Raw genomic sequence first — 20,456 nt, 5'->3', positions numbered from 1 at the left:
CGGGCTCACGCCTAGCGTGAGACGGGTGGTTAAGCTCTCGGTCATCGTGCCGTTCTACAACGTGCAGACATACGCCCCCGACACCTTGAGAAGCCTGCGGGCGAACGCCCGCGAGGACTTCGAATTCATCCTCGTCGACGACTGTTCGACCGACGGGACCGCGGACATACTGCGCCGCGCCGAGGACGAGATTCCGGGGGTGGTCGTACGCAGACACAAGCAGAACGGCGGACTGGCCACCGCCCGTAACACCGGCCTGGACGCGGCGCGCGGCGAGTACCTCGCGTTCCTGGACGGCGACGACTGGATCGCCCCCGGGTACTACGCCGAACTCCTGTCCCGTACCGAGGCGTTGGGCTGCGACTTCGTCCGTACCGACCATGTCCAGGTCGAGGGCCGCAACCGCGGCGTGCACCGCGTCCCGCACGGCAGGCGCGGCGAGGTGCTGGACCCGCGCGACGCGATCCTGCCCGCCGAGCGGTCCACCTCGGTGGACTACCCGTACGCCTGGGCCGGGCTGTACCACCGGCGGCTGCTGGACCGCGGGCTGCTGCATTTCACGGACGGTCTGCGCACCGCGGAGGACCGTCCGTGGATCTGGCGGCTGCACCGTGAGGCCGATTCCTTCGCGGTGCTGGGGATTCTCGGAATTTTCTACCGGCGCGGTGTCGCTTCTTCGCTCACGCAGATCGGCGACGTACGCCAGCTCGATTTCATTCGCTCGTTCGACCAGGTCATTCGGGAAACCGCGGAAGACCGTGACGCGCAGGTACTGCTGCCCAAAGCGGTCCGTACCTATTGCGCGATCATTTTCCACCACATGAGCTCGATCGAAAGGTTCGAACCCGCCGTGGCCCGCACCCTGAAGTCCATGAGTGCGGCCGCGCTCGGGCGAATGCCGCAGCAGGTGCTCGACGACGCCCTGGACTCGATGGACGCGCAGCGCGCCACCGTGCTGCGCCGGCTGCGCCGCCGTCCGGCCGCCGCGGGCGCCTCGGCCGCCGCGGGCGCCTCGGGCTCCTCGGGCTCCTCGGGCGCCAAGGAGGTGTCGGCCGCGTGAACACCGCCCGGACCCGCATGACGCAGATCTTCCTCGCCTCCACGCTCTACGGCGCCGCCACGCTCGCCGCCGCGCTCGACGCGGGCTGCTTCCCGGACGCGGACCGCCGCATCCTGCTCGTCTCGAACAACGCGTCCGTGCCGGAGACGACGGCCTCCCTCGACGCGATGCCCGGCTTCGACGCGCTGCGCGGCCGGTTCGACGACGTGGTGTCGTGGAACACGACGATCGCCCCGTTCCACCCGGGCGGCTGGTCACCGCGCCCCGACGACGTACCCCTGTGGGAGCGCCATCTGCGGCTCGCCTGGGAGCTCGGCGACGACGACATCGAGCTCGCGGTCGAGTCGATCCAGGTCAACCCCGCGATGGCCGTCGCGCAGATCTTCACCGGCGCGCCGCTCGATGTGTACGCGGACGGGCTGATGAGTTACGGCCCCACCCGCAACAAGATCGACCCGCTGGTCGGTACCCGGGTGCGCCGGCTGCTCCACCTCGATCTGGTGCCGGGGCTGAAGCCGCTGCTGCTCACGGAGTTCGGGGTGGCGCCGCAGATCGTGCCGGGCGAGGTGTTCCTGAAGGTGCTCGGTGAGCTGGCGGACGCGCCCGGGGCCCAGGACGGGATTCCGGCCGTGGAGGCGCCCGCGCTGCTGCTCGGCCAGTACCTGTCGGCGCTCGGGCTGATCAGCGCGGCCGAGGAGGAGGAGCTGCACCTGCGGATGATGCGCGGCGCGGTCGCGCTCGGCCACACCCGCATCGTCTTCAAGCCGCATCCCACGGCCCCGGCGCAGTGGTCGGGCGCAATGGGTGAGGAGGCGGCGAAGCTGGGCGCGGAACTGACGGTGCTGGACGACGGGGTGCTCACCGCGCCGGTCCTCGCCGAGGTGCTCTACCAGCGGATGCGCCCGGCGCTGGTCGTCGGCTGCTTCTCGACGGCGCTGTTCACCGCTGCGCAGCTCTACGGGCTGCCGGTGGCCCGGGTCGGCACCGGGATGCTGCTGGACCGGCTCGCCCCGTACGAGAACAGCAACCGCGTACCGGTCACGCTGGTGGACGCGCTGCTGCCGGAGGTCACGGACCGGGCGGCCGTCGAGCGGGCGGGGACGGCACCGGGCGCGGGGGCGGTGGATCCGGCCGACCTGACCGGGCTGGTCACCGCGGTCGGCTTCGCGATGCAGCCGAGGATCTACCCGGGACTGCGGCCGGCCGCCGAGCGGTATCTGGCCGCCCACCTGTCCGCCTCCACCTGGCGCTACTTCAAGCGGAAGCGGCTGACCTCGCTGGCGCTGCCGGGCGCGGTACCGGCGCAGCTCGCGTTCCTGCCGCGCAACGCGGTGGTGCGCCGGGTCGCGCGGTCGGTGCGGCGCCGGGTGGTGCGGCGGTAGGCGGGGCGCGTACGGGGGTGGCGCGGAGTCCCTCCCCGCACGGGGTACGGGGCGGGACGCCCGATTCGGCGTCCCGCCCCGTACCCGTGACCGCTCTCAGACCGGCACGCCGCCCTGGATCACCCGCAGGTCCGCCGCGTTGGCCTCGGTGACCTTCCAGAGTTCCCGCTGCCGGCCGTGCACATCGGCGACGCTCGCCGCGTGGTCGTCGAGCAGTCCGGCGGCCCGCTCGGCGAGCCGGGCCCCGAGGTGCCGGTCGTGGACCGAGATGCCCCACTCCGGGCGGTCGATGTCGGCGAGGAAGTACGCCATCTTCGGATGCGAGATCAGGCTGATGACCGGCGTGCCGCAGCCGAACGGGATCATCCCCGCGTGCCCGCGCATCCCGATCACCAGCCTGGTCCGGGCGTAGGTGTCCCGGATCGCGTCGTTGTCGAAGTCGTACATCGGGATCACCGGCAGCGCGATGCCGTGTTCGCGCCGCAGGTCGAAGGCGATCCGCTCGTCGTCCAGCGAGTGGGCGACGCACCGGACCTCGGCCCGCTTGCCGAGCTCCCGCACCGCGGTCGCCATCTCGGCCAGGAAGTGCCCGTAGTCGTGCCCGAAGCGGAGCCCGGAACGGTCGTACGCGGCGTTGATCAGCACGGTGTCCTCGCGCCGCTCCGGGTCCGTCCAGCCGTCCACCAGCTGCCTGGTGACCGTGGTCGGGCAGGGCTGGAAGCGCACCTTGTCGTGGAGCGAGGCGGGCAGCAGTTCGCGGACCTTCTCGATGGAGCCGTGGTTGCGCAGCCCGAAGAACGAGGCCCGTTCGACGAGCTTTCGCAGGCTGGAGAGGAACCTCTCCCGCCCGTGCCCGTACGCCTGCCCGTCGAAGGCGTTGAAGCCGACCGCGTACACCATGACGGGTACGTCGATCCGGTCGAGCAGTTCGTCGGGGACGTTCCACTGCCAGCCGCTGTTGCCGTTGGGCGCGGTGTCCGGGATGAAGAGGCCGCCGCCGCCGATGACCAGGCCGCGGCGCTCGTTGACCCGTTCCAGCGCGGCCTCGTCGAAGAGCCGGTGGGCGTGGACCGAGTGCCACCGCCGCGGGCCGGTGTCCCGGCCGAAGGCCAGCCGTACGCTCTCCGGCAGCAGCTTGTCCCCGGCGTTGCCCTGGCGCTCCATGTAGAAGGCGACATGGGCGAGCTGGCCGGCGGCGGGGCCCTCCACGGGCGGGGTGAGGTCCGTGGTGCGCTTGTGCATCAGCCGGTTGGCGCGGTGGGTGGGGTCGACCGCGAGGCCCTTCAGGGCGTACCCGGCCGCCGCGTCGTCGTCGCCGTGGATCCAGGCGATCTGGGCGAGGCGGGCGAAGGCGGTGGCGGCCCGGTTGGGCGAGGCGGTGGCGAGCAGCAGCCTGACGCGGGCCTCCTCGTAGCGGGAGACGCTCATCAGGGCGTGGCCGAGGACCTCGTGGGGCCAGGACTCGTCGACGGGGATCCGGACCCGGCCCAGCAGATCGGCCGCCTCCTGGTACTCGCCCGCCGCGATGTGGGCGGCGGCGACCTTGCGGGCGTCCTCCGGGGAGCCGGTGCGCGCCACGTGCGGGGTGCCGTAGTGGACCAGCAGGTCGTGGTGCTTGGCACCGGGCAGGGCCAGGTACGCGGCGTGGAACTCGGCGTCGGACAGCTCGAATTCGTGCCAGCGGTCCTCGGCCTCGCGGTATCCGGCCTCGCCGCCCTGCCAGGGCTTGTGCCGCCCGGTGAAGTGCAGGATCGCGGTGGATTCGGGGACCGGGAGGTCGCCGGAGAGCCGCCGCTTGACGAAGTTGTAGCGGGCGTCGAGCTGGACGAAGTCGCCGTCGAGCACGGCGTTGAGGATGCCCTGGTCGTGCTTGTCGAGCTCGTACGTACCGGCCCGCCCGACCTCGTCGATCCGTGCGCAGAACGCGTCGCTCAGATATTCGCGCTGGATGACCAGCAGTCCGCTGTTGAGCTTGTGCTGCCCGTAGAAGAACTGCGGTACGGCGGCCAGTCCGTCGCGCAGGGTCAGCAGTTCACCGAGATCGCCGAGGACGACCATGTCGGTGTCCAGGGTGATCACGGTGTCGTAGTCGCGGACCCGGAAGATGTCGAGGATGAAGTAGGCCTTGCGCACCAGGTAGTTGTCCTGGTCGCCCTTGGCGTACGAGTCGTAGTGCCCGGCGTCCACGCGGCGGAAGTCGATGCGCGGGTGCAGGGCCCGGATCTGTGCGACGGAGGCGGGGCGCAGGCCGTCGTGCAGGACGAGGAAGTCCTCGCAGACGTTCGGGTTGGACAGGGCCAGGCTGCGCAGCAGGGCGAGGAAGCCGGGCAGGTAGTTCTCGTCGACGAAGCTCGCGAAGGCGACCCGGCGCTTGCCGGTGAGCGGGTTGGCGGGCGCGGGCGAGGCGGGGAGGGTGGAAGAGGGCGTGGCGGTCGTCGTCATCGCAGTCGGATCCTCATGTCGGTGACGCTCTGGGCGCGTTCCATGACCCACGCCTTTTCGCTGGTGTACTCGTGCACGGAGGTGATGGGCATCCGCATCGCGCCGGGCAGCCGGTAGGCGCCGCTCTCGTAGAAGTCGAAGCCGATCAGGTCGAGCCGGCTGCTGACGTCCAGGTGGTCCAGGAGCCACAGCATGTTGAAGCCGGTGGTGGGGATGGCGGGCCAGACGTCGGCGCCGACCCGCCCGATGTCGCGCAGCGGCCAGCGCAGCGACTCGTCGCCCAGGTACTGCTGGGCACCCGGGACGAGGCGGTTGCGCAGAGAGTGCTTCCAGTCGCCGGAGACCCCGCCGAAGACCAGTCGGGTGTGCACCTTCTGGTCCCAGTTGAACCCGTGCTTGTGGATGGTGGCGTGGATGTCGGTGCGCCGGCCGGTCGCCGCCGGGTCGATCCGGTACGAGTTGAACCGCACGACCAGGTCGTAGCCGTCGATCTCGGCGCCCATCGAACTGCTGCCGACGCGCTGGGAGTTGGCTATCAGGCAGATGGACCTGCCCGCGATCCGGTTGCGGAACTCGCCGACGGTGGTCCACTCGACACCGCCGAAGACGGGGTCCGCGACCGGGCCGCGCATCCGGCTGCGGCGCTGCTCGGCGTAGAGGGCGACGATCCCGGTGAGCCCGGCCACGGCGGCGGGGTCCGTTCCGGCCGCCTCCATGGCCAGTGCGAGGTACTGGGAGGTGGCCTCCTGGATCTCGGTCACCGGGGCGCCGGTGCGCTCCTGGGCGAGCAGCGCGCCGACCAGCAGGGGCTCGGCCCGGCGCCAGTCGCCGCGTGCCTGGAGGGCCAGGCCCTCGGCCCACGACTCGGTGACGGGGCGGGCGGCGTGCTCGGCGGCGGCGGGGCAGTCGCGCTCCAGCCTCCGCAGCAGCTCGTCCTGGAGCCGCGCGCCGGCCCGCAGCCCGACGACCTTGGCCGCGACGCCGAAGCCGTCGTCCTCGGTGAACGAGAGGTAGCGCTCGTACGCCTCGATGGCCGCGGCCTCCGCGCCCATCGCCTCCAGCGTCCTGGCCCGCAGCCGCCAGCCGGCCCGGGAGCCCTTGCGCTGGGTCAGCACGGTGTCGCCGATGAGCACCGCGAGCTTCAGCTCGTCCTCGTAACCGCAGTCCAGTGCCTTGTTGCCGACCGTGAGCAGCGGGTCGAGCAGCTCGTCGGCGAGGGCCGGGACGGAGCCCGCGCCCGCCTTGCCTGCCCGCCGCATCAGCGGGATCGAGGACGTGGCGCCCGCGGGGGCCGCGGGCCGCGTCGCGGCGTGCACGGCCAGCAGGTGGCGCAGCGCCTCCGCGAGTGCCGTGCGCCGGCGGTCGAGCCCCGCCACCAGCTTGGTGCTGTGCGCGGCACAGGCCCGCAGGCACACGTCCACGTCGGTCGGGGTGACGGAGGCCGGCGGCGAGGCGGCGCTCCCGGGCGGGGCCGCGTCACGTTGCCGTGGCCGACGGGTGCGGGCTTCTCTCATGGCGCTCCAAGCGTCTGTGCCCGTGGGGGGAGGGGGCGTGTCCGGTCGTGCGGTCACCGGAGCGCACCGGGGCCCCGCCCCGTCGGGGGGCGGATGCCCGGCGCGCGTGTTCGGTTCCGCGTCACGCTAAGAAAGCTGAACGGCCACCGGATGAACTCGCCCTGTCGGTACCGGAAACTGCGCACCGACCTCGCTGGTACGGGCCTTCTCAGCGCACCCCGTACCGTGCCTCGATGCCCGCGACGATCAGCCGCAGCCCGTCCTCGAAGCGTTCGTCGTAGTGGGCGAAGATCTCGGCACCGGCCGCCGCGGCGAGCGGGTACGCGGCCATGCGCGCGGCCCGCTCGTCGACGTCGAAGCCCTCGCGCCGCTCGTCCGGCATCGGCCGCACGCCCTGCTCCTCGGTGACGAAGCCCATGGTGTACGCGTACGCGGTGGTGCCCGCCCGGACGGCCTGCCACAGCTCGAAACCGGCGTCGACCATCGTCCGCAGATGGGATTCGAGGCCCTCGGCGTGGTCGGTCCCGGTGAATCTGGCCCCGCTGTAGACCTTCGCCCCGTCGCGGTGGCGCAGCAGGGCGGTGCGCAGCGCGCTGTTGTACGCGATGAGCTGGTCCTGCCAGCGCTCCGGGCCGGGGCCGGGCAGGTCCTCGGCGAGCATCCGGCAGTACATCACCGTGGCCATCTCGTCGAGGAGCTCCTGCTTGTCCTTGAAGTGCCAGTAGAGCGCGGGCGCCTTGACGTCCAGCTCCCTGGCGATGGCACGCAGGGTGAGGCCGTCGAGGCCCACCTCGTTCAGCAGCCGCAGCCCGGTGTCGGCGACCCGCGCCCGGTCGATCTTCGTCGTACCCACCTTGACAATTTAACAGCGTTAAGCACACACTCCGAATCATGGAACTTAACAGCGTTAAGGAAACCGGGGTCCTGATCGTCGGTGCCGGCCCCTGCGGCCTGGCCCTCGCCTGCGACCTGGCCCGCCGTGACGTGCGCGCCCTGGTCGTCGAGCAGGCGCCCACGCTCTTCCCCGGCTCGCGCGGCAAGGGCATCCAGCCGCGCACCCGGGAGGTGCTGGACGACCTCGGGGTCGGCGAGGCGGTGCGCGAGCACGGCGGCCCCGCTCCGGTCGGGATGGTCTGGCAGGACGGGGTGCGGCAGCAGGAGTACGACATGTTCCGCCGCGCCGCCCCGACGGAGGCCGAGCCGTACGGGGAGCCGTGGCTGATGCCGCAGTGGCGCACCCAGGAGATCCTGCTGGCCCGGCTGCGCGAGCTGGGCGGCGATGTCGTCTTCTCCACCGCGCTGACCGGGCTCGGCCAGGACGCGGACGGCGTCACCGCCCACCTGGCCACGGGCCCGGTGCGGGCCTCCTTCCTGGTCGCGGCGGACGGCGGGCGCAGCACGGTCCGGCGCGCGCTGGGGATCGCGATGACGGGGGAGGAGGTCGACCCGGCACCGATGCTGGTCGCCGACGTCCGGGTGGCCGAGGGTGCGCTGGACCGGCTCAACTGGCATGCGACGCAAGGGGATCAGGGCTTCCTCACGCTCTGTCCGCTGCCCGGCACGGCGGACTTCCAGCTGGCCGCCCAGTTCAAGGAGGGCGAGCCCGACACGTCCCCGGACGGGGTGCGCGCCCTGGTCGCCGCCCGTACGCATCTGGCGGCCGATGACATCACCGAGGTCCGCTGGTCGTCCGACTTCCGGCCGCGCGCCGCACTGGCCGACCGGTTCCGCGACGGCCGGGTCTTCCTGGCGGGCGACGCCGCGCATGTGCACTCCCCCGCGGGCGGCCAGGGCCTCAACACCAGCGTGCAGGACGCGTACAACCTGGGCTGGAAGCTGGGCCAGGTGCTGCGGCACGGCGCGCCCGTCTCCCTGCTCGACAGCTACGAGCAGGAGCGCCGTCCGGTCGCCGCCGACATGCTCGGCCTGTCCACCCGGATCCACCGGGGCGAACAGGAACGCGGCGCGGCGGCCCAGCAGCTCGGCCTCGGCTACCGCGAGGGCCCGCTGTCGGTGGGCCGGGCCGGTGCCCTGCACTCCGGCGACCGCGCCCCGGACGGCCCGACGACCGGGGGCCGCCGCCTCTTCGACGTCTTCCGGGGCCCGCACTTCACCCTGCTGGCGGTCGGCACGGACGCGGCACTCCCGGCGTTCGACGGCGACCTGATCCGCGTGCACCGCACGGACGCCTGCGAGGCGTACGGCAGGGGCCTGTTCCTGGTCCGCCCCGACGGCTACATCGGCTGGGCGGGCGAGGACACCTCGGACCTGGCGCGCCACCTGGCCCGGTTCGGACTCGCCCCGGTCACCGTCTGCTGAGCGGGAGCGTCACACGCTGCTGAGCGAGAGCTTCGCCGCGAACCCCAGGAAGAGCAGACCGGCCGCCGAAGTGGCCCCGGCCGACAGCCGCTTGCGGCGGCGGAACGCGGCGGACAGCCGGGTGCCGCCGAATATCAGCATCGACAGATAGAGGAAGCTGGCGATCTGCAGCAGGGTGCCCAGCACCAGGAAGGAGAGCGCCGGGTAGGCGTAGTGCGGGTCGACGAACTGCACGAAGAACGAGATGAGGAACAGGATCGCCTTCGGATTGAAGAGGCTGACCACCAGCGCCCGCCGGTACGGCCGCTCCATCGCCGCCGCGGCCGTGGGCCCGGCGTCCTCCTCGGTCAGCTCGGCCATCCGCCGGTGCCGCTCGCGCCACATGGTCACCGCGGCCCGCAGCATGCCGATCGCCATCCAGGTCAGATAGCCCGCACCGGCGTACTTGACGACGGCGAAGAGCACCGGCGTCGTCTGCAGCAGCGACGAGGCCCCGAGCGCGGACAGCGTCATCAGGACGGTGTCCCCGGTCCACACCCCGGCCGCCGCCACATACCCGGTCCGCACCCCGCGCCGGGCGGCGACGGAGAGCACGTACAGCGAATTCGGTCCCGGCAGCAGGACGATCAGCACCAGGCCGGCGAGATAGGTCGGAAGATCGGTGACACCCAGCATGAAACGGAGTGTCGCACGCGAGTACGACACTCCGTCCAGGGGGTTCGGGAAGGCGAGGGGTCAGTCCTCGTCGCCGTCGAGGAGGCGGTCGACGGAGAGCTTCATCTCGACTCCGACCACGTCCGGCACGGTGAACGAGGTCCCACGCTTGTGGTGCGCCTTGTTCTTGTACTCGCCGCCCCGGGGGTCGGTGCAGAGCAGCACCTGGTCGTGCTTGCGGTCGGCCACCACGTAGACCGGAATGCCCGCCTGGGCGTAGTCCTCGACCTTGGGGCCGAGGTCGTCCGCCCAGTTGGTCGACGTCACCTCCACGACCATGCGGAAGACGTGGGCGGCGTAGCAGTTCTTCATGACATGGGCGTCCTTGATGTCGGCCTCGACGACCGACAGGTCGGGAATCGCGTAGTCCTCGGGACCGGTGGGCAGCCACAGCCCGACGCCCTGGACGAGCCTGAGTCCCACGGTGCGCGCCCGCGCACCGAACTCCTCACCCAGCCAGGACAGAGCCAGAGCGTGCGATACGTCCGCCGGTGGTGTCACAGTGAGCCTCCCCTGGAGAATCTCCACGCGATGCCCAGGCAGCGAGTGTGCGAGCTGGTCGGCTGCCTCGCCGAGCGTCAGCTCCGGCTGTTCCTGCACGTGCACCTGCTCCTCGTGCTGCATTACGGCCACGGCATCCTCCTTTCGGGGACCACTGTTCATGAGCTTATCCAGGGTCGCGGACATTCAGCGAGGGATCACCCGCACGGGTACCCGCCCCCTCAGAAAGCGTCCGACGGCACATACCTCCCCCACACCTCGCGCAGCGCGTCGCACACCTCGCCCACCGTCGCCCGTGCCCTGAGCGCGTCCTTCATCGGGTACAGGACGTTGTCCGTGCCCTCCGCCGCCTTCCGCAGCCGGGCCAGCGCGGTGTCCACCGCGTCCTGGTCGCGCCCGGCGCGGAGCCTCGCCAGGCGGGCCGCCTGCTCGGCCTCGATCGCGGGGTCGACGCGGAGCGGCTCGTACGGCTCCTCCTCGTCCAGCTGGAAGCGGTTCACGCCGACCACCACGCGCTCCGCGCTGTCGGTCTCCAGGGCGATGCGGTACGCGGAGCGCTCGATCTCGCTCTTCTGGAAGCCGCGCTCGATCGCGCTGACCGCGCCGCCCATGTCCTCGACCTTGGCCATCAGCTCCAGGGCGGCGGCCTCGACCTCGTCGGTCATCTTCTCGACGACGTACGACCCGGCGAACGGGTCCACGGTGGCCGTCACGTCCGTCTCGTACGCCAGGACCTGCTGGGTGCGCAGGGCGAGCCGGGCGGACTTGTCGGTGGGGAGGGCGATCGCCTCGTCGAAGGAGTTGGTGTGCAGCGACTGGGTTCCGCCGAGGACCGCGGCCAGGCCCTGGACGGCGACGCGGACCAGATTGACCTCGGGCTGCTGGGCGGTGAGCTGGACGCCGGCGGTCTGGGTGTGGAAGCGCAGCATCAACGACTTGGGGTTCTCGGCGCCGAACTCCTCCTTCATCACCCTGGCCCAGATCCGCCGGGCGGCGCGGAACTTGGCGACCTCTTCGAGGATCGTGGTGCGGGCGACGAAGAAGAAGGAGAGGCGGGGCGCGAAGTCGTCGACGTCCATGCCGGCCGCGACGGCCGTACGCACGTACTCGATGCCGTCGGCGAGGGTGAAGGCGATCTCCTGCGCGGGCGAGGCCCCGGCCTCGGCCATGTGGTAGCCGGAGATCGAGATGGTGTTCCACTTCGGGATCTCGGCCCGGCAGTACTTGAAGATGTCGGCGATCAGCCGCAGCGAGGGGCCGGGCGGGAAGATGTACGTGCCGCGCGCGATGTACTCCTTGAGGACATCGTTCTGGATGGTGCCGGTGAGCTTCTCTGCCGGGACGCCCTGCTCCTCGCCGACCAGCTGGTAGAGCAGCAGGAGCAGCGCGGCCGGGGCGTTGATCGTCATGGACGTGGAGACCTTGTCCAGCGGGATTCCGTCGAACAGGACCCGCATGTCGTCGATCGAGTCGATCGCGACCCCGACCTTGCCGACCTCGCCGGACGCGATCGCCGCGTCCGAGTCGTGGCCCATCTGGGTGGGCAGGTCGAAGGCGACGGACAGCCCCGTCGTCCCGTTGGCGATCAGCTGCTGGTAGCGGGCGTTGGATTCCGTGGCCGTGCCGAACCCCGCGTACTGGCGCATCGTCCACGGCCGGCCGGTGTACATCGTGGGGTAGACACCGCGCGTGAAGGGGTAGGCGCCCGGCTCCCCCAGCTTCTCGGCGGGGTTCCAGCCGTCGAGTGCGTCCGGCCCGTAGACCGGTTCGATGGGCAGTCCCGACTCCGACTCGCGCGTCATCTGCTGTGCCTCCCGCTGAAGCTGCTCAGTAAAGCTACTTGCTGGTAACCACGGTTCCCGCGACGGACTGTAGCGGTGGGCGCGAGACCGTTGGAGGGGCAGGCGCTGGGACCTTGCTCACAACCCCGGCCCGCGCGTCCCGGCGCCGTCCTTCCCCCATCATGCGCGGGCTTTGGCAACCGGGCAGAGCGGGAATCCGTCCCATGGGACACCGGACGCACCGGACACGCAGGGGGCCGAGATGACAGGCAGCACCACCGGAAGCACCGCACGGAACGCGAAACGGGGCCGGACGGGGGCGGCGGTGCTCGCCGTCCTCGCCGTCGCCACCGCGACGGCCGGCTGCGAGGCGCAGGCCACCGGCAGCGCACCCGCGGCCTCCTCGTCGCCGCGGGCCACCGTCACCGACGACGACAAGCCCGCGCCCACTCCGCCGTCGCCCGCCGCCTCGCCGTCGGCGACCACCGCGTCGCCCTCACCCACGCCGAAGCCCGACCCGCAGGGCACGACGCTCATGGCGAGCGGTTCCCAGGGCAAGCAGGTGCGGGAACTGCAGGCCCGGCTGCGGCAGATCGGCCACTTCGACCGCAGCCCCACCGGCTACTACGGCACCGTCACGGTCGCCGCGGTCCAGTCCTTCCAGGGCAAGCGGGGCCTGACCCGTACGGGCAGGGCGGACACCCTCACCTGGCAGAAGCTGCTCGGCATGACGCACGAGCCGACGGCCGCCGAGCTGAATCCGCCGACCACCCGGCAGGTCGCCAAGCCGGACAAGCGCTGCATGACCGGCCGGGTGCTCTGCATCAGCAAGAACAGCCGGACCCTGTCGTGGATGATCGACGGCCGGGTCATGTCGTCGATGGACGTCCGCTTCGGCTCCCAGTACACGCCGACGCGCGAGGGCACCTTCTCCGTCTACTGGAAGTCCCGCCACCACGTGTCGTCGATCTACCACACGGCCATGCCGTACGCGATGTTCTTCAGCGGCGGCCAGGCGGTGCACTACTCGGCGGACTTCGCGGCCCGCGGCTACAACGGCGCCTCGCACGGCTGCGTCAACGTCCGGGACGAGGGGAAGATCGCCTCGCTCTTCGCCCAGGTGAAGAACGGCGACAAGGTCGTGGTCTACGGGTAGGGCCGGTCCGGCCGGAGAAGGAGAAGAAAAAAGAGAAGGGGCGCGGACGGGACCGGGGGAACGTGTCCCGCCCGCGCCATGTGCGCTGAGCCGTAGGTACGGGGGGAACCCCGGCTCTTTGCGCTGCCGATGACCAGTCGGCTCACTCAGTACTGCGCCGCGGCCTCGAAAAACGTCACACCTGGTGGTGACGGGCCGAAAATCGCCTGTCGCGGGCGGCCTCGCTCAGCCCGGTGAACCGGCGGCCGCGCGGGCGGCACGGGCCGAGGGCGTCACGGAGACCGGGGTCGAAGGAAGCCGCACACCGTTGGCGAACCGGGCCGACGAAGCGGTGCCTGCGGCGGAGTCGGCGGCGCTGTTCCCGTTCGAGCCGTCGCCGTTCTGCTCGTCGCCGCCGTCGCCGCCCTGGTCGCTCTGGCCCGTCTCGGACCGCTCGATCACGCGGTCGCAGAACCGGTCCAGGTTCTCGGCGCCGTTGGCCAGCGCCTCCAGCTTGCGCCTGCGGCTCTCGCTCAGCTTGCCGTCGCGGTAGTCGCGGCAGGCCTGGAGCGCCTTGGCGTACCAGTCGGCGGAGCTGTCGTTCCCGGGGGGCTCGGGCTGCTCGCTGTTCCGGTCGCCGTCCGGGGAGCCGGTCGCGCCGCCGCCGGGCTTCCGCTTGTCGGCGTCGCCAGGCTCCGTCGCCCGGCCGGAGCTGCCGTGGTCCTGGCCACCGGCCGGGGCCGAGGGGTCCGTGGGCGACGAGGAGGTGCCCGTTCGCGGGGAGCCGGACGGCGGCGGCTGCGCGGTCTCGTCCGTGGTGGGCCCGGAGCCGAGCTCCTCGGGCGTCGCCTCGGACGAGACGGAGGCGGCCGGCAGCGGGGTACGCCCGCCGAACGGCCCGGGGAGCATTCCGGTTCCGGCCGCCACGGCCACCCCGCCGAGCGCACAGCCCGCGAGGGAGGCGACCAGGCCGAAGCGGACGGGCCTGCTCCAGCGCCAGGGGCGGGTACGTCCGGAGACCGTGGACGCGGTGGCGCGTGAAGCGGAGCCGCCGGCGGCGGCCTCGATACGGACCGGGTCGAGCACCTCGGCACCGGCGGGACGGCCGTCCACGGCGCCCTTCGCCCGCGCGGAGCGGGAGGCGGCGCGGAAGGCGGTGAGCGCCGCGGCCTCGCCGGGCAGTTCACCGGTGGCCGGGCGGGTGGCGCGGGCGGCGTCCAGCGCGGCCACGAGCCTCTCGGCGTCCGTACACGACCGACCGCCGACGGGATCGACCGGCTCGCCGCGGAGCAGTCTCTCCGCGGCGTCCTTGTCAAGCCATTCGTACCGCTCGTCGGCCATCACATGTCCTTCTGCGTCCACGGACGCGAATGCGTCACACCGGCCGGCGCCGCCAGACCGTTGCGGGCGGGGCGCTGGGCGGGCACCGCGTCGAGTTCCGCCGTCCGGGCAGCCGTGCTCCGGTGCGGGGCGGACGGATCCGCCGGATCTCCTTCGGGGGCACCGTCGACGGCGCCGCCCCGGTCGTCGTCGCCGTCGTCGTCCGTGCGCAACAGCTCGGCCAGCCGCTTCAGGCCCCGGTGCGCTGCGGTGCGTACCGCCCCCGGACGCTTGCCCAGCGTCTGCGCGGCGCCCTTCGCGTCCAGGCCCACGACCACCCGCAGCACCACGGCCTCGGCCTGGTCCTGCGGCAGCTGGGCGATGAGCGACATCGTGCGGCCGGTGGCCAGGGCCTCCATCGCCTCGTCGGCGGTGTCGGAATCGGCCGGCCGCTCGGACAGTTCCGACTCGTCGCCACCGATCGCGGGGCGTCTGCCGCGCATCCGCAGATGGTCCAGCGCACGGTTGCGGGCTATCCGCGCCGCCCAGCCGCGAAAGCGGTCGGCGTCACCGCTGAACCGGTCGAGGTCGCGCGCTATCTGCAACCAGGACTCGGACGCCACGTCTTCGGCGTCCGGCTCCCCGACCAGTGTCCTTATGTAGCCCAGCAGCCGCGGCTGCACAGCGCGGTACACAGTACGGAAGGCGTCCTCGTCCCCGTCCTGCGCCGCGAGCACCGCGGCAGTGAGCTCCGCGTCGTCCCCCAGCACTCCCTCAACCTGCCCTGCAGTCCCGAATCGCAGCTGGTCATCACTGCCGCGCCACCCTGCGCGACTCAGCACGCTACGTCCTCGGCGGGGGTCGCGTCCATGACTTGTACAACCCGCAACGTTCCTCCGACGACGTGCGGTGTGACAGAAAACGCAGCGACGGCGCTGAGAGGAGTACGGGGTCGTCCTACGGCCCCGCGGAAGACGACCGGGGCCTCTCCTGTGGGGGGTGGCGGCCCCGGTCGTCCTCGTTCTTACCGGCACCGGCATCTCTCGGCTCCCCGGCACCGCACCGGGCACCTCTCGGCCTCCCGGCGGACCAAGCACCTTTCAGCCCCGCCCCCGGGCCCGCCGCGAGACCGCCGCGCGCAACACCCGCTGCCCCTCCGCGGACACCTCCAGCACCTGGCGCAGCCCGGCACCCGCCGACGCGGCGTCCGTGGCCTCGGCCAGCATCTCCAGGATCCGGATCTGCCGGCGCAGCTCACCGGCCGGCAACGGACCCGCCGCGTCCGGATCGTCCTCGCCGAGGCGCCGCACCGTCCGAGCGGTGGTGCCCGGCGCCGCGTCCGGATCGAGGTGGGCCTCCAAGGCCAGCAGCGAGCACGCGTCGGCCCAGTCGCGCAGCCCCGGCGCCGCCCGGTCCGCGGGCGCCTCGCCCAGCAGCTCCCGGATCCGCGGGGCGGCGCCCGCCTCGTCGGCCGCGGCGTCCAGTGCCGCACGGGCCTCGGCGAGGCGGTCCGGCCAGAGAGCCGCGTCCGCGCAGCCCGCCCAGAGCGGACGCAGCGGATCCGGGTCCGCTCCGTCCACGGGCTGCGGCAGGCAGCGGTCGAGGCAGGCGACCGCACTCGCCGCGAGCCCTCGCTCGTCGGCGGCGGCGATCAGTTCCAGCAGGCTCATCGGCGTCTCCCGTCGGCACGCCCCCGTGCGCGCACATGGGGACGAGGCGCTTCCTGTTATCGCGTTCAGCGCCGAATGGCTCAAAACCGTCACTGTGAAGGGCCGAATCGCATCGCTCAGTGGCCGTGTCGCCAGTCGTCACGCCCCGGCGCACGCGGGACGCCCAGCGGATACATGCCGAGCGCCGCCCGCTCCCCCTGCATCCGGGTCAGCTTGCGGACGAAGAGGATGGCCAGCACCGCGGCCACGATGTCGAAGGCATCGGTGGCCGTCACCAGGTCCGCCGCGTCCAGGATCTCCTGCGGCTGCTCGGCCGCCCGGTACCGCCGGGTCGCGTACTGGGAGCCGACCAGCGAAACGACCCAGCACCCCCACCACAGGTTCATCACGGTGGCCGGGACCGTGCGCCAGCTGCCGTCGGAGTTCGTCTGGGCGCTCGCGGTCCAGATGCCGCCCGCGATCCGGCGCGGCAGCACCAGGTTGGCGAACGGGACGAACCAGGCACCGATGGCCCAGCCGGGCCGCATCGACTGCATGCTCGGGTCGAACACCTCGGCGTTGAGCCGTACCCGCCGGAACCAGATGATGAAGACGACCGCGGTGGCCAGGATCGCGAGGCTCTGCAGCCCGCCCGCCGCCCCGTACAGATTGTCGGCGAGCGTCGCCTCCGCCTCGTCGTACGTCGCGAAGTCGTTCTCCAGCCCGGCCGCGATCACCCGGCGGGTGTTCAGGCCCGCCGCCACGGCGAGCAGATCCGCCGCCGCGACGACCGCCAGGAGTACGACGACGGCCTTCGCGAGCCCCTCGGGCGAACGCAGGTACTGCTGCGGCGCGAAGAAGGCCGGGGCGGGCGGCACCGGGGCGGGTGCCGGACCGGCCGGGCCGGCACAGGTCAGACAGCGTCCGTCGTCGGTGACCGGCGGTCTGAGACGGCAGGTGGAACACAGCATGAAGTGGAACCCCCCAAGGTTCTGAGCGCGAAAGCGCGAATCCGCGCGCTCCTCCCCGGAACGCGCGGCATGCGGAACCTAGCCCCCCGCCACCTGGCTGTCCACGAGGAATCCCGACCGGCCGGCCGCGGCGACCGCGCTCAGCCCGCCTCGTCGATCCGTGCGGCCAGTGCCCGGAACTGTTCCCAGCTCAGCGCCGGCTTGCCCGGAACCCACAGCTTCTGGGCGGTCGCGCGCAACGGCATCCGGATGCCCTGTGCCACCTGCGCCGGGGTCTGCGCCTGCGGGAGGTCGCCCCAGACCGCGAACCGGCCGCCGAGGATCTGGCCGGACCAGCGCGCCGGGACCGGCTGGGTGCCGCGCAGGACGAGCGGGGTCCACTGCTCGTAGATCCGCTCGCCCGTCGGGTAGACGAACTGGTTGGGCTGGCCGAGCACGTAATAGAGGTACTCGTCGTTGAGGTTCACCACGCGCCGGCCCTCGCGCAGGTACTCCTCCGGCAGCCGGGCGCCGTACTCCTTGCCCGTCCAGTACTCGACCTCGATGTCCTTGTCGGCGTGCACGGTCCCGTCACGGAAGAAGCCGTCGTTCCACGCCTTGGGCCGCTTGCCGTGCGGGCGCACCACCGCCGCGCGGTCGTTCAGCCAGCCCGTCGCCAGGTCCTTGATGCTCGCCTGCGCCCCGTACTTCTGCTGGGCGGCCCGTTGCAGCTGCGGGTACGAGGCCGCCGGGTCCCGCGCCATCAGGGCGAGGTACTCGTCGGCGCCCAGATGCCAGTACGCGCCGTGGAACAGCTCGGTGAACTCGCCGAGGAGTTCGTCGACGAGCTTCGCCGAGCCCGGGTCGGAGATGTCGAGCGACCCGGGCGAGCGCGTCCCCGACACATTGCGCAGCTGGAGGTCGGGGTGGGCCCGCAGCACCGCGCCGAGGTGGCCCGGGGAGTCGATCTCCGGGACGACCTCGATGTGCAGCCGGGACGCGAGGCCGACGATCCGCCGCACCTCCGCCTGGGTGAGGTGCTGCGGCGACACGACTTCGGGGTGGGTGCGGGACTCGATGCGGAAGGCCTGGTCGTCGGAGAAGTGCAGGCCGAACTGGTTGAGCTTGAGGTCGGCCATCTCGCGCAGCCGGTCCTCGATCCAGGCGGCGGTGTAGTGCTTGCGCGCGATGTCGAGGTTGAGGCCGCGCTGCGGCCGGTCGGGTCGGTCGCGCACCTCGCCCTCCGGCATCGCGCCGTCGGCGCGCACCGACTGCTTCAGGGTGCGGGTGCCGTAGAAGACCCCGGCCTGGTCGGGCCCGCTGATGGTGACCCGTCCGCCGTGGACGCCGAGGGTGTACGACTCGGGGGCGCCCTTGCCCGGGGCGAGGGCCAGCTCCACGTCGCCCGCGCGGGCGGGGACGTCGCCCCGGTAACGGATCTTCAGCTCCTGGGCCAGCAGCTGTCCCTCGTCGGCGAGCGTCCCGCTGCCGCGGGCGACGACGACCCCGGCGTCCGGGCCGGGGCGCCAGCCGGGCCCCCGGGCCGCGATGTGCTCACGTACCGCGGGGATGGTGCGCGGGGCGGTGGAGAGCGGGTAGCTCCGGGTGGGCGAAGGGGCCGGCGAGGGGGCGGCCGAGGAGGACGCGGGGGTGCGGGCGTTCGACGACTGTCCGGCGAGTCCGTTGTCGGAGCCTTCCGGCCAGACGACGACGGCGATCGTCGCGGCGGCCGCCGCGGTGAGGACCGCACCGGCCACGAGAGCGCCACGTGAGGGCGACATCGGTCAGAAACCTCCGTTATTACGGACAATGAGGCAGAAGCAGGGAGACAGCCGGGCATTCTCCTTGGATTACGGCACGTCAGACGATCCGAAACTCTCCCGTCCGGGTGAAGTTCGCGCATCCGTCGGACGTCCGTTGCCCTGTCTCGCTAGCTTTGAGGCACATTCGTCTCTCCCTTCACCCCCGCATCTGCCTGGTTTCATCCCCCCTTCCCTCTCCAGGGTCACAGATGCCGTTGACCCGCCGAGGAGCCCACGCTGTCCAGGTCCAGCGAGTCCCACGCCGGCCTCCCGGAGCAACTGCGCCAACCGGCCACCCGGACGGCCGTACCCGTCCAGAATTCCGCCGCCGAGCAGGTCCCCGCCCATGTCCCGGGCCTCGACCGCTTCAACGCCGTGCCGGCCGCCGAGGCCGAGGCCGCCCTGCTGGAGTGCTGCGCCAGCCGCCGCTGGGCGCACCGGCTGGCCGCCCACCGCCCCTATCCCGACCTGGACGCGCTGCTGGCCGCGGCCGACGAGGCGGGCTACGACCTGGCCCCGGCGGACCTCGCCGAGGCGCTCACCGCCGAGGTCTCCCCCGGGCTGCACCACGCCGCGCCGCACTCCGCCCATCTGGCGCTGCGGGCCGCGCACGCCGCGTACGAGTCGCGCTTCGGGCATGTCTTCGTGATCTGCCTGGACGGCCTGGGACCGGCCGAGCAGCCGGACCAGGTGCTCGCCGGGATCCGGGCCAGGCTGGCCCACGAGCCCGACCAGGAGCGGGTGGTGACCGCGGAGGAGATGCGGCGGCTCGCCCGGGGCCGCATCATCGAGCTGGTATCGGGTTCATAACGGAACGGGCTCGACAGGGGTGCGTAGCAGCTCTTTCTAGCCCGTCCGTGCCTGTTTGATTGCCACTTTGATCACACCGCGGGCCCCCGCGCGAACGAACCGACAAACCGTCGCTACGATGGCCGGGGCCGGTGGACCGTACCCGGCCGGGTCAGACCGACAGCAAGCCGGCCGGCCCCAATCCCCGCTCCCGGAGGGTTCTTCCGTGCCGGCTGGAACGCTGTACCGCGGCCGGGAAGGCATGTGGTCCTGGGTGGCTCATCGAGTCACCGGTGTCCTCATTTTCTTCTTCCTGTTCGTACACGTCCTGGACACCGCTCTCGTCCGCGTCTCCCCCGAGGCCTACGACGACGTCGTGGCCACGTACAAGACACCGATCGTCGCGCTCCTCGAATACGGCCTGGTGGCCGCGATTCTCTTCCACGCGCTGAACGGTCTCCGGATCGTCGCCGTGGACTTCTGGGCCAAGGGCCCGCGCTACCAGAAGCAGATGCTCTGGTCGGTCGTGGGCATCTGGGTCGTGCTGATGGTCGGGGCGCTGTACCCGGTCCTCGGCCACGCCGTACGCGAAGTATTCGGGAGCTGAGGCCAATGTCCACCGAGTCCTCCGCCGCGATCGGCTCCGTCGAGGGCGTCAGCCTGTACGACACGGACAACCCTGCCCCGGTCATCGAGCCGCCGCGCAAGCGGACCGGCAAGACCCCCAAGGGTTCGCGCACCAACTTCGAGATGTACGCCTGGCTCTTCATGCGCCTGTCGGGCATCGTCCTGGTCGTCCTGGTCCTGGGCCACCTGCTGATCCAGCTGGTGCTGGACGGCGGCGTCTCCAAGATCGGCTTCGCCTTCGTGGCCGGCCGCTGGGCCTCGCCGTTCTGGCAGCTCTGGGACCTCGGGATGCTGTGGCTGGCCATGCTGCACGGCGCCAATGGTCTCCGTACGGTCATCAACGACTACGCCGAGCGGGAGAACACCCGTTTCTGGCTGAAGATGCTGCTGTACACCGCCACGGTGTTCACCGTCCTGCTGGGCACGCTGGTGATCTTCACCTTCGACCCGAACATCCGCTAGGCGCCGGGC

The 20,456-nt window shown here is 71.9% G+C and carries 18 protein-coding genes; 7 read left to right on the top strand and 11 right to left on the bottom strand.

The annotated features are described in order from the left end of the window. The first annotated feature begins 25 nt into the window (after window positions 1-25). Window positions 26-1,060, top strand: coding sequence for a glycosyltransferase family 2 protein (locus ACFYY1_RS07785; protein ID WP_388582215.1), 1,035 nt, complete (start codon window positions 26-28; stop codon window positions 1,058-1,060). A gap of 17 nt (window positions 1,061-1,077) precedes the next feature. Next, window positions 1,078-2,442 carry a polysialyltransferase family glycosyltransferase gene (locus ACFYY1_RS07780; RefSeq protein WP_388583438.1) on the top strand — a complete coding sequence of 455 codons (1,365 nt, stop codon included), beginning with the start codon at window positions 1,078-1,080 and terminating at the stop codon, window positions 2,440-2,442. 96 nt (window positions 2,443-2,538) lie between these two features. On the opposite strand, the gene ACFYY1_RS07775 is transcribed toward ACFYY1_RS07780, so the two are convergent. From ACFYY1_RS07775 to ACFYY1_RS07765, 3 genes are all read right to left on the bottom strand, one after another. Beyond that, complete coding sequence (locus ACFYY1_RS07775) at window positions 2,539-4,884, bottom strand: glycosyltransferase (RefSeq protein ID WP_388582212.1); 2,346 nt, start codon at window positions 4,882-4,884, stop codon at window positions 2,539-2,541. Then, window positions 4,881-6,398: a hypothetical protein gene (locus tag ACFYY1_RS07770; protein WP_388582209.1), complete on the bottom strand. Its 1,518-nt coding sequence runs from the start codon at window positions 6,396-6,398 to the stop codon at window positions 4,881-4,883. Before ACFYY1_RS07770 ends, ACFYY1_RS07775 begins: the two co-directional genes overlap by 4 nt. A 208-nt stretch (window positions 6,399-6,606) precedes the next feature. Next, window positions 6,607-7,251, bottom strand: coding sequence for a TetR/AcrR family transcriptional regulator C-terminal domain-containing protein (locus tag ACFYY1_RS07765; RefSeq protein ID WP_388582207.1), 645 nt, complete (start codon window positions 7,249-7,251; stop codon window positions 6,607-6,609). Window positions 7,252-7,289: 38 nt separating this feature from the next. Between ACFYY1_RS07765 and ACFYY1_RS07760 the strand changes: the two genes are divergently transcribed. Further along, window positions 7,290-8,717, top strand: a complete 1,428-nt coding sequence (locus tag ACFYY1_RS07760; protein ID WP_388582204.1) for an FAD-dependent monooxygenase — start codon at window positions 7,290-7,292, stop codon at window positions 8,715-8,717. A gap of 9 nt (window positions 8,718-8,726) precedes the next feature. Here the strand turns inward: ACFYY1_RS07760 and leuE are convergent, their stop codons facing one another. The 3 genes from leuE to ACFYY1_RS07745 all read right to left on the bottom strand — a co-directional run bounded on the left by leuE (window position 8,727) and on the right by ACFYY1_RS07745 (window position 11,734). Beyond that, on the bottom strand, window positions 8,727-9,392 hold the full coding sequence (leuE, locus tag ACFYY1_RS07755) for a leucine efflux protein LeuE (protein WP_388582201.1): 666 nt from the start codon (window positions 9,390-9,392) through the stop codon (window positions 8,727-8,729). Between the two features lie 60 nt (window positions 9,393-9,452). Next, entirely contained in the window at window positions 9,453-10,064 is a 612-nt protein-coding gene (locus ACFYY1_RS07750) for a Uma2 family endonuclease (RefSeq protein WP_388582199.1), read from the bottom strand. An 89-nt stretch (window positions 10,065-10,153) separates the two neighbouring features. Beyond that, window positions 10,154-11,734 (bottom strand): methylmalonyl-CoA mutase, encoded by a 1,581-nt coding sequence (locus tag ACFYY1_RS07745; protein WP_388582196.1) that lies wholly within the window; start codon window positions 11,732-11,734, stop codon window positions 10,154-10,156. 241 nt (window positions 11,735-11,975) lie between these two features. Between ACFYY1_RS07745 and ACFYY1_RS07740 the strand changes: the two genes are divergently transcribed. After that, window positions 11,976-12,869, top strand: a complete 894-nt coding sequence (locus tag ACFYY1_RS07740; RefSeq protein WP_388582193.1) for a peptidoglycan-binding protein — start codon at window positions 11,976-11,978, stop codon at window positions 12,867-12,869. A 225-nt stretch (window positions 12,870-13,094) separates the two neighbouring features. Here the strand turns inward: ACFYY1_RS07740 and ACFYY1_RS07735 are convergent, their stop codons facing one another. The 5 genes from ACFYY1_RS07735 to ACFYY1_RS07715 form a co-directional block, all read right to left on the bottom strand. Continuing rightward, on the bottom strand, window positions 13,095-14,189 hold the full coding sequence (locus ACFYY1_RS07735) for a hypothetical protein (protein ID WP_388582191.1): 1,095 nt from the start codon (window positions 14,187-14,189) through the stop codon (window positions 13,095-13,097). Further along, window positions 14,189-14,938 (bottom strand): RNA polymerase sigma factor, encoded by a 750-nt coding sequence (locus ACFYY1_RS07730; protein WP_388582188.1) that lies wholly within the window; start codon window positions 14,936-14,938, stop codon window positions 14,189-14,191. The genes ACFYY1_RS07735 and ACFYY1_RS07730 overlap by 1 nt, the downstream gene beginning before the upstream one ends. A 330-nt stretch (window positions 14,939-15,268) precedes the next feature. Next, window positions 15,269-15,838, bottom strand: coding sequence for a hypothetical protein (locus tag ACFYY1_RS07725; protein ID WP_388582186.1), 570 nt, complete (start codon window positions 15,836-15,838; stop codon window positions 15,269-15,271). Between the two features lie 116 nt (window positions 15,839-15,954). After that, window positions 15,955-16,788 (bottom strand): DUF4328 domain-containing protein, encoded by an 834-nt coding sequence (locus ACFYY1_RS07720; protein ID WP_388582184.1) that lies wholly within the window; start codon window positions 16,786-16,788, stop codon window positions 15,955-15,957. 140 nt (window positions 16,789-16,928) lie between these two features. Next, window positions 16,929-18,548, bottom strand: coding sequence for a glycoside hydrolase family 20 protein (locus ACFYY1_RS07715; RefSeq protein ID WP_388582181.1), 1,620 nt, complete (start codon window positions 18,546-18,548; stop codon window positions 16,929-16,931). Between the two features lie 300 nt (window positions 18,549-18,848). Between ACFYY1_RS07715 and ACFYY1_RS07710 the strand changes: the two genes are divergently transcribed. From ACFYY1_RS07710 to ACFYY1_RS07700, 3 genes are all read left to right on the top strand, one after another. Next, the gene (locus ACFYY1_RS07710) at window positions 18,849-19,379 is read left to right on the top strand and encodes a 2-oxo-4-hydroxy-4-carboxy-5-ureidoimidazoline decarboxylase (protein WP_388583437.1); all 531 of its coding nucleotides are present in this window, start codon (window positions 18,849-18,851) and stop codon (window positions 19,377-19,379) included. 205 nt (window positions 19,380-19,584) lie between these two features. Continuing rightward, window positions 19,585-19,965 carry a succinate dehydrogenase, cytochrome b556 subunit gene (sdhC, locus tag ACFYY1_RS07705; RefSeq protein ID WP_072486591.1) on the top strand — a complete coding sequence of 127 codons (381 nt, stop codon included), beginning with the start codon at window positions 19,585-19,587 and terminating at the stop codon, window positions 19,963-19,965. A gap of 5 nt (window positions 19,966-19,970) precedes the next feature. Next, window positions 19,971-20,447, top strand: a complete 477-nt coding sequence (locus tag ACFYY1_RS07700) for a succinate dehydrogenase hydrophobic membrane anchor subunit (protein WP_388582178.1) — start codon at window positions 19,971-19,973, stop codon at window positions 20,445-20,447. The last annotated feature ends 9 nt before the right edge of the window (window positions 20,448-20,456 follow it).

The sequence above is a fragment of the Streptomyces sp. NPDC001890 genome, assembly GCF_042891445.1.
Taxonomy (GTDB): domain Bacteria; phylum Actinomycetota; class Actinomycetes; order Streptomycetales; family Streptomycetaceae; genus Streptomyces.
This window is presented reverse-complemented; position numbering and strand designations above follow the sequence as displayed.

Coding starts and splice junctions, on each gene's coding strand:
- ACFYY1_RS07780 (WP_388583438.1), top strand. CDS start 1,078: ATGACGCAGATCTTCCTCGCCTCCACGCTCTACGGCGCCGCCACGCTC.
- ACFYY1_RS07775 (WP_388582212.1), bottom strand. CDS start 4,884: ATGACGACGACCGCCACGCCCTCTTCCACCCTCCCCGCCTCGCCCGCG.
- ACFYY1_RS07770 (WP_388582209.1), bottom strand. CDS start 6,398: ATGAGAGAAGCCCGCACCCGTCGGCCACGGCAACGTGACGCGGCCCCG.
- ACFYY1_RS07760 (WP_388582204.1), top strand. CDS start 7,290: ATGGAACTTAACAGCGTTAAGGAAACCGGGGTCCTGATCGTCGGTGCC.
- leuE (WP_388582201.1), bottom strand. CDS start 9,392: ATGCTGGGTGTCACCGATCTTCCGACCTATCTCGCCGGCCTGGTGCTG.
- ACFYY1_RS07745 (WP_388582196.1), bottom strand. CDS start 11,734: ATGACGCGCGAGTCGGAGTCGGGACTGCCCATCGAACCGGTCTACGGG.
- ACFYY1_RS07740 (WP_388582193.1), top strand. CDS start 11,976: ATGACAGGCAGCACCACCGGAAGCACCGCACGGAACGCGAAACGGGGC.
- ACFYY1_RS07735 (WP_388582191.1), bottom strand. CDS start 14,189: ATGGCCGACGAGCGGTACGAATGGCTTGACAAGGACGCCGCGGAGAGA.
- ACFYY1_RS07725 (WP_388582186.1), bottom strand. CDS start 15,838: ATGAGCCTGCTGGAACTGATCGCCGCCGCCGACGAGCGAGGGCTCGCG.
- ACFYY1_RS07720 (WP_388582184.1), bottom strand. CDS start 16,788: ATGCTGTGTTCCACCTGCCGTCTCAGACCGCCGGTCACCGACGACGGA.
- ACFYY1_RS07715 (WP_388582181.1), bottom strand. CDS start 18,548: ATGTCGCCCTCACGTGGCGCTCTCGTGGCCGGTGCGGTCCTCACCGCG.
- ACFYY1_RS07700 (WP_388582178.1), top strand. CDS start 19,971: ATGTCCACCGAGTCCTCCGCCGCGATCGGCTCCGTCGAGGGCGTCAGC.